This is a genomic window from Schumannella sp. GW821-FHT10F01 (assembly GCF_058809295.1).
This window is the reverse complement of record NZ_JBXASM010000013.1, coordinates 41,064-54,800: the sequence shown is the minus strand read 5'-3', so window position 1 is coordinate 54,800 and position 13,737 is coordinate 41,064. Positions and strand designations below refer to the sequence as shown.

General features: G+C 74.1%; 18 protein-coding genes. 9 read left to right on the top strand and 9 right to left on the bottom strand.

Going from position 1 to position 13,737, the window contains the following annotated elements; all coding sequences use genetic code 11:
- Window positions 1-40: 40 nt before the first annotated feature.
- Window positions 41-613 (top strand): hypothetical protein, encoded by a 573-nt coding sequence (locus AC1RSJ_RS14130; RefSeq protein WP_493119068.1) that lies wholly within the window; start codon window positions 41-43, stop codon window positions 611-613.
- A 188-nt stretch (window positions 614-801) separates the two neighbouring features.
- Here AC1RSJ_RS14130 and AC1RSJ_RS14125 read toward each other — a convergent pair whose 3' ends face one another.
- Entirely contained in the window at window positions 802-1,365 is a 564-nt protein-coding gene (locus AC1RSJ_RS14125; protein WP_493119067.1) for a uridine kinase family protein, read from the bottom strand.
- Between the two features lie 54 nt (window positions 1,366-1,419).
- Window positions 1,420-1,656, bottom strand: a complete 237-nt coding sequence (locus AC1RSJ_RS14120) for a hypothetical protein (RefSeq protein ID WP_493119066.1) — start codon at window positions 1,654-1,656, stop codon at window positions 1,420-1,422.
- Between the two features lie 170 nt (window positions 1,657-1,826).
- Between AC1RSJ_RS14120 and AC1RSJ_RS14115 the strand changes: the two genes are divergently transcribed.
- Window positions 1,827-2,015 carry a hypothetical protein gene (locus tag AC1RSJ_RS14115; protein WP_493119065.1) on the top strand — a complete coding sequence of 63 codons (189 nt, stop codon included), beginning with the start codon at window positions 1,827-1,829 and terminating at the stop codon, window positions 2,013-2,015.
- A gap of 72 nt (window positions 2,016-2,087) precedes the next feature.
- Entirely contained in the window at window positions 2,088-2,801 is a 714-nt protein-coding gene (locus AC1RSJ_RS14110; RefSeq protein ID WP_493119064.1) for an alpha/beta hydrolase, read from the top strand.
- 10 nt (window positions 2,802-2,811) lie between these two features.
- Here the strand turns inward: AC1RSJ_RS14110 and AC1RSJ_RS14105 are convergent, their stop codons facing one another.
- Window positions 2,812-3,510 (bottom strand): class I SAM-dependent methyltransferase, encoded by a 699-nt coding sequence (locus AC1RSJ_RS14105; RefSeq protein ID WP_493119063.1) that lies wholly within the window; start codon window positions 3,508-3,510, stop codon window positions 2,812-2,814.
- Between the two features lie 141 nt (window positions 3,511-3,651).
- Between AC1RSJ_RS14105 and AC1RSJ_RS14100 the strand changes: the two genes are divergently transcribed.
- The 3 genes from AC1RSJ_RS14100 to AC1RSJ_RS14090 are packed head-to-tail and all read left to right on the top strand — an operon-like array spanning window position 3,652 to window position 5,984.
- On the top strand, window positions 3,652-3,978 hold the full coding sequence (locus AC1RSJ_RS14100) for a YciI family protein (RefSeq protein WP_493119062.1): 327 nt from the start codon (window positions 3,652-3,654) through the stop codon (window positions 3,976-3,978).
- On the top strand, window positions 3,975-5,210 hold the full coding sequence (locus AC1RSJ_RS14095) for an RNA polymerase sigma factor (RefSeq protein WP_493119061.1): 1,236 nt from the start codon (window positions 3,975-3,977) through the stop codon (window positions 5,208-5,210). Before AC1RSJ_RS14100 ends, AC1RSJ_RS14095 begins: the two co-directional genes overlap by 4 nt.
- Window positions 5,211-5,219: 9 nt before the next feature.
- On the top strand, window positions 5,220-5,984 hold the full coding sequence (locus tag AC1RSJ_RS14090) for an alpha/beta hydrolase (protein ID WP_493119060.1): 765 nt from the start codon (window positions 5,220-5,222) through the stop codon (window positions 5,982-5,984).
- A 387-nt stretch (window positions 5,985-6,371) separates the two neighbouring features.
- Here AC1RSJ_RS14090 and AC1RSJ_RS14085 read toward each other — a convergent pair whose 3' ends face one another.
- Together AC1RSJ_RS14085 and AC1RSJ_RS14080 are read right to left on the bottom strand one after the other, a co-directional pair.
- Window positions 6,372-6,956, bottom strand: a complete 585-nt coding sequence (locus AC1RSJ_RS14085; RefSeq protein WP_493119059.1) for a dihydrofolate reductase family protein — start codon at window positions 6,954-6,956, stop codon at window positions 6,372-6,374.
- A gap of 35 nt (window positions 6,957-6,991) precedes the next feature.
- Window positions 6,992-7,831, bottom strand: coding sequence for a helix-turn-helix domain-containing protein (locus tag AC1RSJ_RS14080; protein ID WP_493119058.1), 840 nt, complete (start codon window positions 7,829-7,831; stop codon window positions 6,992-6,994).
- Window positions 7,832-7,909: 78 nt separating this feature from the next.
- On the opposite strand from AC1RSJ_RS14080, the gene AC1RSJ_RS14075 reads away from it, so the two are divergent.
- Window positions 7,910-8,590: an SDR family NAD(P)-dependent oxidoreductase gene (locus AC1RSJ_RS14075; protein WP_493119057.1), complete on the top strand. Its 681-nt coding sequence runs from the start codon at window positions 7,910-7,912 to the stop codon at window positions 8,588-8,590.
- A gap of 81 nt (window positions 8,591-8,671) precedes the next feature.
- Here the strand turns inward: AC1RSJ_RS14075 and AC1RSJ_RS14070 are convergent, their stop codons facing one another.
- Window positions 8,672-9,826 (bottom strand): Na+/H+ antiporter NhaA, encoded by a 1,155-nt coding sequence (locus AC1RSJ_RS14070; protein WP_493119056.1) that lies wholly within the window; start codon window positions 9,824-9,826, stop codon window positions 8,672-8,674.
- Window positions 9,827-10,007: 181 nt separating this feature from the next.
- The gene (locus tag AC1RSJ_RS14065) at window positions 10,008-10,295 is read right to left on the bottom strand and encodes an antibiotic biosynthesis monooxygenase (protein WP_493119055.1); all 288 of its coding nucleotides are present in this window, start codon (window positions 10,293-10,295) and stop codon (window positions 10,008-10,010) included.
- A 69-nt stretch (window positions 10,296-10,364) separates the two neighbouring features.
- Here AC1RSJ_RS14065 and AC1RSJ_RS14060 point away from each other — a divergent pair, with 69 nt between their 5' ends.
- On the top strand, window positions 10,365-10,907 hold the full coding sequence (locus AC1RSJ_RS14060; RefSeq protein ID WP_493119054.1) for a P-loop nucleotide/nucleoside kinase family protein: 543 nt from the start codon (window positions 10,365-10,367) through the stop codon (window positions 10,905-10,907).
- A 69-nt stretch (window positions 10,908-10,976) separates the two neighbouring features.
- Here the strand turns inward: AC1RSJ_RS14060 and AC1RSJ_RS14055 are convergent, their stop codons facing one another.
- Complete coding sequence (locus AC1RSJ_RS14055) at window positions 10,977-11,930, bottom strand: NAD(P)/FAD-dependent oxidoreductase (protein ID WP_493119053.1); 954 nt, start codon at window positions 11,928-11,930, stop codon at window positions 10,977-10,979.
- Between the two features lie 83 nt (window positions 11,931-12,013).
- On the opposite strand from AC1RSJ_RS14055, the gene AC1RSJ_RS14050 reads away from it, so the two are divergent.
- Entirely contained in the window at window positions 12,014-12,676 is a 663-nt protein-coding gene (locus AC1RSJ_RS14050; RefSeq protein WP_493119052.1) for a helix-turn-helix domain-containing protein, read from the top strand.
- A gap of 6 nt (window positions 12,677-12,682) precedes the next feature.
- On the opposite strand, the gene AC1RSJ_RS14045 is transcribed toward AC1RSJ_RS14050, so the two are convergent.
- Window positions 12,683-13,696, bottom strand: a complete 1,014-nt coding sequence (locus tag AC1RSJ_RS14045; RefSeq protein WP_493119051.1) for a LacI family DNA-binding transcriptional regulator — start codon at window positions 13,694-13,696, stop codon at window positions 12,683-12,685.
- Window positions 13,697-13,737 lie beyond the last annotated feature (41 nt).

Sequence of the window (13,737 nt, the reverse complement as noted above, 5' to 3'; positions counted from 1 at the left end):
TCGGGAGCATCCCAGCGCCGACGCGGCGTACGGTGAGCGCATGCAGCCGCCGGCGATGCGCCTCCGGGCCGCCGTCGCCGCGTGCGTCGCGACGGTCCTCGTCGTCCTGACCGGATGCGCCGCGGCGCCCGCCGCCGCCGGCGACGCGGCGTGCCCGCCGACGCTCGGGCCGGGCATCGAGTCGTCGCAGCGGATCGCCGGGATCGAGCGGGTCGACGTCGCCGTCGTGGCGGCGTCGGAGATGGGGCAGCCGAACACCGCGCAGGTGCTCGGTGCCGCGTGCGTGCTCCGCATCCGGCAGGCCTATCGCGTCGACGCCCCGCTCGAGTACCTCGTGCTCGCCACGGGCGGCCGAGCCACCGCTGACGCCGTCGGCATCGCGCTCGCGAAGGACGGCTGGTCGCCGACGCAGAGCAGGCTCTCCCGCGGATTCGGGATGTCGGGGCCGCTCGGCGCGATCGCGGCCGTGCAGCGGTTCGGGCCGGGCGAGATCACGGAGGTGCTGCCGCCGCGGGCCGTCCTCCCCGACGACTCGGCCTACGCCCGGAACCCGGTCGTGCGGATCACGCTGTCGATGCGCGTCGCACGGTTCGGGTCGGACGGATCCGGGTGAGCGGCGGCGGATCGTCCGCGGATCCGGGGGTCAGCCCGCCTCCCGCGCGCCCGGGGAGGGCGTAGACAGGAGTCATGATCTCCGGTCACCTGCTCATCCTCGTCGGCGTCGTCGTGATCGCGGCCCTCGCCATCGCCGCCGTCGCCATCGTCGTCTCCGTGCGTCGGGACCGGGGCTGACGCGGCCGATCAGCGCGGCGCGGCGCCGCTGACCACGACGTCCGCGCGCGACCGCGGGTCGTCGTCGGCGAAGAAGCGGCGCTCCTCGTCCATCCACCGCAGCCACAGTTCGCGGTGCGACTCGCCGTCGCGGTCGATCCCGCGGGCGAGGCGCACGTCGTCCGGGGCCTCGACCCAGACGCGGCAGGCGAGCCGGTCGGCGATCGCACGACGACTGCAGGTCACGCCCTCCAGCACGACCACCGGAGCCCACCGCACCGTCCGCCAGCCGCCGAGTGCCGTGCCGAACTCGTCGCCCGCCCAGTCGCGCTGCTGGTAGACGGCGTCGTCGCCCGCGAGCAGCGGTGCGAGCACCTGCCGCTCGAACCGCGGCCACCAGCCGGCGAAGTCGGACCACGACACGAAGTCGTCGATCTCGATGAGCGGTGCGTCGAGGCGGGCGACCAGCGCCCGTGCGAGCGTGCTCTTGCCCGCACCGGACGGCCCGTCCACGGCGACGAGGCGGATGCCGGGGCGATCGGCCGCGGCGACCAGCGCTGCGACGGCGTCGATCGCGGTGCGCTCGTGCTGCATGATCCGTCCTCGATCGGCCGCGGATCCGCTCGGATCCCGCCCGGCTCCCCGACGCTACTCGAGCTCGCTCCGGGGCGCGGGCTCGATGTCGTCGCCGGCCTCGATGTCGTGCGCGTCCGAGCGTCCGATCCCCATGGCCTCCGACCGGTCGCGGTAGTCCGCCGTCCGGTCGTCGCCGGCGCCCTCCGGATGATCGGCGCGCACCTGCGCTCGCAGGCCCTCGCGCTTCTCGTCGTCCGTGGCCTCGCTGCTGCCCGCCATCATGGGGCGGCTTCCGTCGTTCTCGGGCATGACGCCCTCGCTCCCGGCGCCGTCGGGTGGCGCCTTCGGGCGACCCTACGCCGGGGATGCCGACTCGCGGCGCGCGGGAACACCCTCTGACCGCAGTGCCAGGTTCGCGGCGAGGTGTGTGCTCGCTGGCATTGCGACGACGGCCCTCGCGGGAGACGTACGTTCGCCGCATGACCGACCCCGAGCGCGCATCCGACGATCCGTCCGCCGAGCCGGACGGCGACGACCTGCACGAGCTGGTGAAGGAGGTCGCCGGGTCCCACGGCGATCTGGGCGCGGGCGCGATGGCCGATCAGCTCCGCGACCGCGTCGACGAGACCGAGGTGGAGCCGGAGGACGGCGGAGACCGGCAGAACTGAACCTCCGCTCCGGGGCTCTGCCCTGAGGCGAATCGCGGCCATCCACCGCCGGCCCGCCCGTAGCGTGGCGGCGTGGTGGAGATCCTGTTCGTGCACGGCGCCCTGGTTCGCGACGGCGACTGGTGGTGGCGCCCCGCCGCGGAGCTGATCGCGGCGCGCACCGGCGTCGCCAGCCGGGCGGTCGCGCTCCCGTCGTGCGGCGAGGGCGGCGCGGTCGCCGCGGAGCACGGGCTCGTGCACGACGCGGACGCCCTCCGCCGTGCGCTCGACGAGACGGCCGACGGCGCGATCGTGGTCGCCCACTCGTACGGCGGCACCGTGGCGGCGGAGGCGGCGGATCATCCGGCCGTGCGGCACCTCGTCGCGATCTCGTCCTACCTCCCCGACGCCGGGCAGGCGCAGGCGGACATCATGGCCGCCGAGGCCGATCCGGTGCGCGTCGCGGTCGCGGACGGCGCCGTCCGCGTCGACGGCTACGACGCGGACTCGTTCGGCGGCCGGTTCGCGCAGGACGTCGCCGATCCGGACCTCCGGACCGGGGCGTGGGCGCGGGTGACGGCGCAGGGCGTGGCGGCGTTCGGCACCCCGACCACCCGCGCCGCGTGGCGCGGGGTCGAGTCCACCTACCTCGTCTGCCTCGACGACCGCAGCACCTCGCTCGCGCTCCAGCGGCAGCACGCCGCACGCGCCACCTCGTCCGTCGACCTGCCGACGGGACACCACCCGTTCCTGTCGCGCCCCGACCTCGTCGCCGACGCGCTGGAGGCCGTGCTCCGCCGCGGCTGAGCGCCTCGCCTCACGCGGCCTCGAGCACGAAGAACAGGAAGCTGAGGAACGACGTCCGCTCGCCGATCCGCTCCGGCAGCAGCTCGCGCGGGGTGTCCGGGTCGAACGGCGGCTCGTCGACGGTCACGACGCGGAAGCCGGCGGCCGTGAACGCCGCCGTGATGGCGTGCAGCGGCCGGTGCCAGTAGGTGAGCACCGCCGGCTGCCCGCCGAACTCGTACGACTCCGAGAACTCGGTGATCGCGAAGTAGTCGGCCTCCGGGTGCAGCAGGCGGTACACGAACGGGTGGTTGACCGACAGGATGAGCCGGCCGCCGGGCCGCAGCACCCGGTGCAGCTCGCCGAGCGCCCCGGACCAGTCCTCGAGGTAGTGCAGCACCAGCGACGCGACCACGTCGTCGAACGCGTCGTCGTCGTAGGGCAGCGGCTCGCCGAGGACGGCGACCCGGAGGTCCGCGTCCGCGCCGAGCCGGTGGCGCGCCAGTGCGACCATCGCCGGGCTGCCGTCGAAGCCGGCGACGAGCGCACCGCGCTCCCGCAGGGCCGCCGCGAGCGGACCGGATCCGCAGCCCGCGTCGAGCACGCGCCGCCCGCGCACGTCGCGGGCGAGCGCGATCATGGCCGGCCGCTCGTAGTGCCCGTTGATGAGGTTGGTCTCGTTCTCGCCCGAGTAGCCCTCGGCGAAGTCGTCGTACGAGTCGGCCCGCATGCGGCCCGAGGCTAGCCCGCCATCGCATCCGGATGCGGATCTTGAAGAAATCCGCGCCGCGGTGTCGGATCGGAGGTGCGGCGTTCGTGGTGTTCTCGAGAGCCGCCAGACGAGCGTCTCCGCCCGACGGAAGGAACCGCCATGCACTACCTCATCTCCGTGATCGACGACGGCACCACGGTCGACCCGCCCGAGGTGGCGGAGGCCATCGACGCCGTCAACGACCGCTTCCGCGCCGGGGGCCACTGGGTGTTCGCGAACGGGCTCGGCGAGCCGTCGACCGCGACGACGATCGACGACCGCGGTGCGCGGACGATCATCACGGACGGCCCGTTCGCGGAGACCAAGGAGTACATCGCCGGCCTCTGGATCCTGCAGGCCGACGACCTCGACCAGGCGCTCGAGCTGGCCACGGCCGCCTCGAAGGCGTGCAACCGGCGCATCGAGGTGCGGCCGTTCCACTCGTGAGCGACGCCGCCTCGGAGGCGATCACCCGGGCGCATCGCGAGGAGTGGGCGCGGGTGGTCGGCGCGCTCGTCCGCCGGTTCCACGACGTGGATCTGGCGGAGGAGTCGGCGGCCGAGGCGTTCGCGACCGCCGTCGTCCGCTGGCCGGCCGACGGCGTCCCGCCCAACCCGGGCGGGTGGCTGACCACGACCGCGACGCGGACGGCGATCGACCGCCTGCGCCGGGAGGGCCGGCGCGACGAGAAGCAGCGGGAGGCGATGATGCTCGACCCCGGCGACGAGCCGGCCGAGCCGGTCGGGGTGATCGACGACGACCGGCTGCGGCTCCTGTTCATCTGCTGCCATCCGGCGCTCGCCATGGAGGCGCGGCTGCCGCTGACCCTGCGGCTGATCGGCGGCCTCACCGTGCCCGAGATCGCGAGCGCGCTGCTGTCGAGCGAGGCGGCGGTCGGGCAGCGGATCACCCGGGCGAAGGCGAAGATCTCGGCGGCGGGCATCCCGTTCCGTGTGCCGCGCGCCGAGGACCTGGCCGAGCGGGTGTCCGGGGTGCTCGCCGTGCTGTACCTCGTCTTCAACGAGGGCTACCTGGCCAGCGGCGCGGGTTCCGACCCGCTGCGTCCGGACCTCACCGACGAGGCCATCCGGCTCACCCGGCTGCTGCGGTCGCTGCTGCCCGCCGACGGCGAGGTCGCCGGGCTGCTCGCGCTGCTGCTGCTCACGGATGCGCGGCGCAGCGCCCGCGTGGACGGGGGCGGCGAGCTCGTGCCGCTCGACGAGCAGGACCGCGGCGGATGGGACGCGCCGCGCATCGCGGAGGGCCACGCGCTCGTGCGCGAGCGGCTCGCCTCGGGGGAGCGGCCCGGCCGCTACCAGCTGCTCGCGGCGATCAACGCGGTGCACACCGACGCGCGAGCGGCCGCCGCCACCGACTGGGCGCAGATCGCCGCGCTCTACGACCAGCTCGCCGCGATCGACCCGTCGCCGGTGGTCGCGCTGAACCGGGCCGTGGCGATCGCCGAGCTCGATGGACCCGAGGTCGCGCTCGCCCTGCTCGCGCCGCTCGGCGAGCCGCTCGACGCCTACGCCCCGTTCCATGCGACCCGCGGCGAGCTGCTGCGGCGGAGCGGACGGACCGCGGAGGCCGTCCCGGCGTTCGACCGCGCCATCGTGCTCGCCGGGAATCCGGCGGAGGCCGCGGCGATCGCACGGCGGCGGGACGGCACCATCCGCTAGAAACGTTTCATGGCCCTTCTCCAGTGCTCGTTCTTCTCCGATGTGCTCGGCATCTCCACCCACGCGAACGTGATCCTCCCGCAGGCCACGGAGCGCCAGATCGGGATGGGCGGCGAGCGCGGCAGTGATCCGCTGCCGGTGCTCTACCTGCTGCACGGGCTCTCGGACGACGAGTCGATCTGGCTGCGCCGCACCTCCGTCGAGCGGTACGCCGCCGACCACGAGATCGCGATCGTGATGCCCACCACCGGCCGCGGCTTCTACACCGATCAGGCGGTCGGCTACGACTACTGGACCTTCCTCAGCGAGGAGCTGCCGCAGATCATGCACGGCTTCTTCCCGCTCTCCACCGCCCGCGAGGACACCTTCGCGGCCGGCCTGTCGATGGGCGGCTACGGCGCGCTGAAGCTCGGCCTGCGCACCCCGGAGCGGTTCGCCGCGGTGGCGACGCTCTCCGGCGCGGTCGACGCCGGCGCCCACGACGGCTTCCCGGAGTGGGCGGCCACGTTCGGCTCTCCCGAGCGCTCGCGGGCGAACGGCGACGACCTCATGGCGCTCGCGGAGTCGCTCGACCCGGCGACGTCGCCGGCGCTCTACTCGTGGTGCGGCACCGAGGACTTCCTCTACGACCAGAACGTCGCGTTCCGCGACCTCGCGGAGCGACGCGGCCTGCCGCTGACCTACGCCGAGGGTCCCGGCGACCACTCCTGGGGCTACTGGGACGAGCAGATCCGCCTCGTGCTCGACTGGCTGCCGCTGCGCAACCGGGGCTGATCCGGGCGCTCGGCGCGGCGGGCGTCGGCACGCACCGCCGTGGTGTGCCCCGAATGAGGGGCGGTGCACGGCTCGCGAGCAGGACTAGCGTCCAGATATCGGCCGCACCCGAGCGGTCGAGCGCGTCGTCCGACGGCTGCTGGAGCCGGCGGAACGTCGCACCGGCAGTGCGAGGCGCCGACCCGATGGCGCCGACCGCCGCTGCGACGGGCCGTGCCGACCGAACGGGCACGGTCCGTCGTCCTGTCGGAGCGAACGCGACGCTCGAAGCCGTCGCGTGCGCGGGCGGTCGTCAGCCCCGCTGCGTCACCTTGTACGGCACGCCCTCCGCGTCGTAGGTGACCCACTCGCCGACCGCCTCGCCGTTCGCGAACGAGCCCGACCGCTTCAGCGCGCAACCGAGTACTCGGCGACCAGCACCCCGGTCGTGCTCGTCGCCGAGCGCACGAGGCGGAGGTCCGTGCGGTCGCCGTCGCCGAACAGCCGGCGGCCGGATCCGATGACGATCGGATGGATCAGCAGCGTGTAGCCGTCGACGAGTCCGGCCGCATGGAGCGCGCGCACCAGATCGCCGCTGCCGATGATCGACAGCGTGCCGTCGAGCTCGTCCTTCAGCCGCGCGACCGTGTCGACCGCCTCGCCGGCGAGCAGCGTCGACGCGGGGAATCGGAGCTCCGCATCCGGGCTCCTGGACGCCACGTACTTCGTGGCCGCCAGCAGGTGCGCGGTGACCGGGTCGTCATCCGACCGGGCCGTCCAGGCTGTGAGCACGTCGTCGTAGGTGCGGCGGCCGAACAGCATCGCGCCGCTGCCGGCCATGCCCTCGCCCATGAACCGGCCGATCACCTCGTCGGTGTAGCCCGCGCCCCAGCCGCCGTGGGCGAAGCCGCCGCGGGTGTCTTCATCCGCTCGTCCGAGGCCCTGCATGACGCCGTCGAGCGTGATGCTCTCCGTGGCGACGATCCTGGCCATGGTGTCCTCCTCCGGTTCGTTCCCGCGGCGTCCGGTCAGACCCGCGCCTGCAGTCCCGCGACCCGGAGCAGGTCGAGGCGGTCGGCGTCCTCGGTGCCCGGCCTGGCCGTCAGCACGACGATGCGGAGGTCGCCGTCGGGCGCCGTCAGCACGTCGCAGTCGATCGCGATCGGGCCGACCGGCGTCGCCGTGGCGACCTTCGAGCTGGAGCGGTGCTGGGCGACGCGCGCCTCGCCCCAGAGCGACTCGAACTCCGTCGATCGCGCACGGAGATCCGTGATGAGGGACGCCAGCCCCGCGTCATGCGGATAGCGTCCGGCTGCACCGCGGAGGTCGGCGGCGAGATCGGACGAGAAGTCGGCGCGGTGCTCGTCGTCGAACCAGATCGGGCTCGCCATGCCGGTGAAGTGGCGCCAGGCGATGTTGCGGTCGCGGCCGCGGAGGGCCGAGGGGTCGCCGTTGATCGCGGCCCAGAGCGGATTCCAGTGCAGCGCGTCCCACGACGCCGTGAACACCCCGAGCGGCACGTCATCGAGCCGGTCGAGCAGCCGCTGCACGCCCGGGGTCATGTGCCGGGGGAGCGTCGTCGCACCCGGGACCGCGGCGCCGGCCGTGCGGTACAGGTGGTCGCGCTCGTCGGCGTCGAGCCGCAGCGCCCGGGCCAGCGCCCCGAGGGTCTGCGGCGACGGGTTGCGCGCGCGACCCTGCTCGAGCCGCACGAGGTACTCGACGCTGAGCCCGGCGAGCGCCGCGAGCTCCTCGCGTCGGAGTCCGGGCGTGCGGCGGCCGGGGCCCGCGGGCAGCCCCGCCTGCTCCGGTCGCACTCGGTCGCGCCAGGCGCGCAGCACGCTCGAGAACTCGTCCACGGCATCCATGGTGCTCCTCCATGCGCGTCGCTGGGTGGTACCGACAGGGAGGACCCATGCACGGCGCCGCGGGCGGAGAGTCGGGACATGACCACGACATTCATCACCGGAGCCAACCGCAGCCTCGGGCTCGAGACCGCCCGCCGCCTGATCGAGGCCGGCCACACCGTCTACGCAGGGATGCGCGACGTCGCGACCGGCGACGCCGCGCGGGAGCTCGGCGCGCATCCGCTCGCCGTCGACATCACCGACGACGCCTCCGTGGCCGCCGCGATCGCCGAGCTGCCCGCGCTCGACGTGCTCGTCAACAACGCCGGGGTGCTCGGCAGCGTGTTCGGGGTCGAGGGCCTGGATGCCGCCGAGATGCGGCGCGTGCTCGACACGAACGTGCTCGGCATCGTGCGGGTCACGCAGTCTGCGCTTCCGCTGCTGCAGCGGTCCGCGTCGCCGGTGATCGTCAACGTCGCGTCCGGCGTGGGCTGGCCGCGCTTCCTGACGACGCCGGGCACCGACGAGTTCCCGGTGCCGAGCATCCCCTATGCGGCGTCGAAGGCGGCGGTGATCGCGCTGACCGTGCAGTACGCGAAGAACCTGCCGGGCATGCGCGTCAACGTCAGCGACCCGGGCTACACGGCCACGGACTTCAACCGGCACAGCGGCCACCAGACCGTGACCGAGGGCACGGATGCGACCGTGCGGCTCGCGACGATCGGTCAGGACGGGCCGACGGGGGAGTTCCACAACCGGTTCGGGCGCATCGACTACTGAGCTCCCGGCTTCGGGTCCCGGGTTCCGGACGGGCTCGACGCGCCGCGGGTCCGCGGAGACCTCCCGCAGCTGCGCGGATGCTCAGCCGGGGATGATCGCGCTCGCGCGCCGGCGCTCCCGGCGCGCGAGCGCGGTGACCAGCACCGAGCCGATCACGAGGGACACCATCGAGCCGGCCAGCACGGCGAGAGTGCCCTCGGCGCGGATCGCGTCCTGCCCGGCGAACGCGAGCTCGTTCATGAGCAGCGACACCGTGAATCCGATGCCGCCGAGCGCTCCGACGGTGACCAGCGCGAGCTTCGAGATCTCCGGCCGAAGCCGTCGCTGATCGAGCGCGCTGCCGAGGATGCCGCCGACGCCGATGCCGAGCATCTTGCCGAGGGGCAGCGCGAGCGCGATGCCCCAGAACGGCGGCGCGAGCTCGCCGATGCCGACCGACGGGATCGCCACCATCGCGGCGGACAGCGCGAACAGCGGCAGCACCCCGCCGTTGATCGCCGGCTCCATGACGTGGCGTGCATGCTCGGCCGGCTTCATCGGCAGCGCGAGCCCGAGCGCGACGCCCGCGATCGTCGCGTGGACGCCGGACTCGTGCACCAGGTACCAGGCGCCGAGCCCGAGCGCGACGACGGGGGCGACCGTCCAGCGCGACCGGACCAGCCGGGCGATCACCGCCGCCAGCGCGATGCACACGGCAGCGCCGAGCAGCGGCACGACCTGCAGCGACGACGTGAAGAACACCGCGATGAGCACGATCGCGATGAGGTCGTCGATCACGGCGAGCGCCAGCAGGAAGGCGCGGATGCGGGAGGGCAGCCCGCGGCCGAACAGGGCGAGCACGCCGAGCGCGAAGGCGATGTCCGTCGCGGTCGGGATCGGCCATCCGCGGGCGGCGCCGCTCGACCCGGCGATCGCCAGGTAGATCAGCGCCGGCGCCGCCACGCCGAGCACGGCCGCGATCGCCGGGCGCATCGCCTTCGACGGGCTGTCGAGCTCGCCGTGGATCAGCTCGTGCTTCAGCTCGACCGCCGCGCTGAAGAAGAAGATCGCCAGCAGGCCGTCGCTGATCCAGTGCTCGATGGAGAGATCGAGCCAGGACGGGCCGAGGTGCGTCGCACGCAGTCCGAGCACGCCATCCGCGAGAGGGCCGTTCGCGAGGATCAGTCCGGCGGCGGCTGCGATGAGCAGCAGAGCGGCGGCGAGGCGCTCGGAGCGCAGGAACGTGAGGCGAGGCATCCGGGGCCTTCCGGGGTCGGCGGACGGGATGTCGACCAGACTTCCCGACGCGCCACGGTCAGCCTACCGGGGTGGGTCGGTCCGGGCGCGGGGCCCGGTCCGGCGGTCCGCGGCGTCAGGTCGCCTCACCCGTCAGGCCTCCCGCCCATCTGGCCTCCCGCCCATCAGGCGGCCCGCGCCATCAGGGCGCGGTGTCGCCGACCTCCATGCTGACGAGCTCGCCGATGATCGCGAAGAAAGCGCCCATCTCCGGCGGGTCGGCCGCATGATCCTGCGCCGCGTCGAAGTCCTCCCGCGTCGCCCAGTGGACGAGGTCGACCCAGGTCTCCTCGTCGATGCGCACGAGCTCGGCGGCGAGCACGGCCGGACGGTGGGCGCGGAACGCCGCCGCCATGGCGGGCCGTGCGGCGATCAGCTCGTCGGCGCGGGCGGGGTCGACGCGGAAGCGGGTGATCTCGATGGCGGTCATGCGACCGTTCTCCCTCGGGCGGACGACGATGTCAGGGGCGCGCAGGGCCGACGTGCGAGGATCGACCGCGTGTCGGCCGTCGCGATCCTCGTCAACGGGATGCCGGCCTCCGGCAAGAGCACGCTGGGCTCGGCGCTCGCCGCGGTGCTCGGCTGCCCGTTCCTCTCGAAGGACGCCGTGAAGGAGCCGCTCGCCGACCTCGTCGGGCCGATGATCACGAGCCGCGCGCTCGGCGGCATCGCCATGGACACCGTCTGGGCGATGGCCCGCGACGTCGAGAACGGCGTCGTCATCGACTCGGTCTGGGTGACGGAGGAGAGCCGCGCGTTCCTGCGCCGTGGACTCGAGACCGCCGGCTCGCCGCGCGTCGTCGAGGTCTGGTGCGACATCGACCGGGCGACGGCGGAGGAGCGGATCCGCGCGCGGTACGACGCGGACGCGCCGACGGCCCGCCACCCGGTCCACGGGACGGCGGACGAGGTGCTGGGGTACTGGGACGAGCTCGCCCCGGCGGCCGGCCCGACCGGACTCTGCCCGGTCGTGCGGGTCGACACGTCGCGGCCGGTGGACCTGGACGCACTCGTGCCGCAGATCGCGGCCCATTTCGGCTGAGGCCGTCGAAGCCTCCGGCCCTCCGGCGGGCTCGGGATCCGCAGTGCGGTTCGGCCGCCGAGCGCCGAGTCAGCGGGCGGCCGCGACGGCGGTCGCGACCTCCTCCTGCACGAGATCGGCGTTGAGATGCGCGCCGGCCCATGCGCCCTGGCCGATCGACATCGGCACGTTCGCCCAGGGATCCACCACATTGCCGATCGCCCACACGCCCGGGACGCTCGTCCGCCACGTCTCGTCGACCGCGACGAGGTCCAGGCCGCGCAGGTCGCGTCGCTCGGCGCCGAGCTGCCGCAGCACCTCGTCCCTCGGCACCGGCCGCGGCGCCGCGAACACCGCATCGAGCTCGAGCACCCGCGCGTCCGCGAGCTCGACTCCGCGGAGGCGCCCGTCAGCACGGCTCAGCACCCGCGCGACCGGCGTCGTCTCGACCGCCACGCCGCGCGCCGCCAGCGCGCCGAGCGCGTGGTCCTGCGCTGCCGCATCCGCGGGCAGCCCGACCTCGCCGGCGAGGTAGACGAGGTCGGCCGACCACTGCCGCAGCAGCTGCGCCTGGTGGAGGTTCTCCGGGCCGGACGCGAGCACCGCGATCCGCCGGTCGCGCACCTCCCAGCCGTCGCAGTACGGGCAGTGCGCTACGCCGTGCCCCCAGTGCTCGGCGAGGCCCGGGATGCCGGGCAGCTCGTCGCGCAGCCCGGTTGCGACAAGCAGGCGCCGCGCCGGGAGCTCCGATCCGTCGTCGAGCATGATCCGGGTCGTCCCGTCCTCGGCGCGAGTCGCGGATGCCGCCTGACGGCCGACGATCTCGACGCCGTAGCCGAGCAGCTCTGCACGACCCAGCTCGAGCAGCTCGAGCGGCGGTGTCCCGTCCCGCGTCAGCAGCCCGTGCATATGTCCGGTCACGCGGTTGCGCGGCTCGCCGCCGTCGACCACGGTGACCCGGCGCCGCGAGCGCGCCAGGGTCAGCGCCGCACTCAGTCCGGCGACCCCGCCGCCGAGCACCACCACGTCCCGCATCTCATCCATGGCTCCACCGTGCGGTCCGACCGAAGAAATGGCAAACTGGTTTGCGAGAACCGCAAGCTCACCACGTCGCGGGGGAGGACCACATGACCGAGGGTGGGACGCCGCGCGACGACCGGGGACACAGGCACGAGCGAGAGATCGTCGGCGCGGACGTCGAGGCGGACCCCATCGAGCACGCGCTCGGCCGGGTCGGCGGTCGGCTCCGCTCGCTCCGCACCCGGCGCGGACTCCGGCTCGCGGACGTCGCCGAGGAGACCGGCATCGGCGTGAGCACCCTGTCGCGGCTCGAGTCCGGGTCGCGGCGCGCCTCGCTCGAGCTGCTCCTGCCCCTCGCCCGCGCGTACCGGGTGCCGCTCGACGAGCTGGTCGGCGCGCCGGCGACCGGCGACCCGCGCATCCATCCGCGCCCCGTCCGACGGGCGAACGGATCCGTCTTCGTGCCGCTGAGCCGGCACGGCGGCGACGTGCAGGCCGTGAAGATCGTGCTGCCGGTGCCGACCGACGCCGGCGCGCCGCCGCAGAACGTGCACGACGGTTACGAGTGGTTCTACGTGCTCGCCGGCGCCGTGCGCCTCGTGCTCGACGGCGTCGAGACGCTGGTCGGCGCCGGGGAGGCCGCGGAGTTCGACACGCGCACGCCGCACGGCATGGTCGCGGCGGGGCCGCAGGCCGCTGAGCTGCTCGCGCTGTTCAGCGCCCAGGGGGAGCGGATCCACCTGGGGCGGCGACCGCGCGGAGCGGACTGACCCGGCTCAGCGCGCCGAGGCGGTCGAGTCGCGCAGCACGAGCTGCGGCGGCACGAGCTCGCGGCCGGCGTGCGGGCGGCCGTCGATCGCGTCGAGGAGGCGCTGCGCGGCGAGACGGCCGACGTCGACGAGCCGCAGGTCGACGGTGGTCAGCGACGGGCGGGAGCCGAGCGCCATGACCTCCCAGTTGTCGGTGCCGATGAGGGCGACGTCGTCGGGCACAGCCACGCCGGCCTCGCGCAGGCCGTCGCCGACGCCGCGCGCCACCAGGTCGGCGCCGCAGTAGACCGCGTCGAGATCCGGCACCTGACGCAGCAGCATCCGGGCCGCCTCGCGTCCCCAGGCCTCGCTCCACTGCCCCCACGCGATGTCCGCGGCGGGCTGGAGTCCTGCCGCGTCGAGCGCCGCACGGAACCCGTCGGCGCGGCGCACGGCGGCATCGAACCGAGTCGGACCGGTGACGTGGGCGATGCGCGTGCGCCCGAGCCGGACGAGGTGCTCGCCGGCCAGCCGTCCGGCCTCCTCGTCGTCGACGAGCACCGAGCAGTCGCGCGGGTCGGACGACGGCGTGAGCGCGTACACGACCGGCACGTCGGCGCCGACGGCGAGCGGTGGACGCTCGTTGAAGTTGCGTCCCGTCACGATGAAGCCGTCCACCCGTCGTCCGAGCAGCACATCGATGTAGTGCTGCTCGCGGATCGGGTCGTCGCGGCTGTCGCAGAGGAACACCGACATCCGCCCGGCGCCGAGCGCGTCCTCGGCGCCGATCATCACCGGCACGCTGAAGCGCTCGAAGCTGTCGGTGGTGATCATGCCGACCGTGAAGCTGCGCCGCTCGAAGACGCTGCGCGCGAGCTGGTTCGGGCGGAAATCGATCTCGGCGGCGACCCGCACGATCCGCTCGCGTGTCGCCGCGCTCACCTGCCCGGTGCCGTTGAGGGCCTTCGAGACCGTGCCGGGAGTCACGCCTGCGCGGGCGGCGACGTCGCGGATCGTGGCGCGGCGCTCGGGATCGGTCATCGGCGAGCCTCTCGGGTGTTTCCGGAAACACTAGCCGTCGC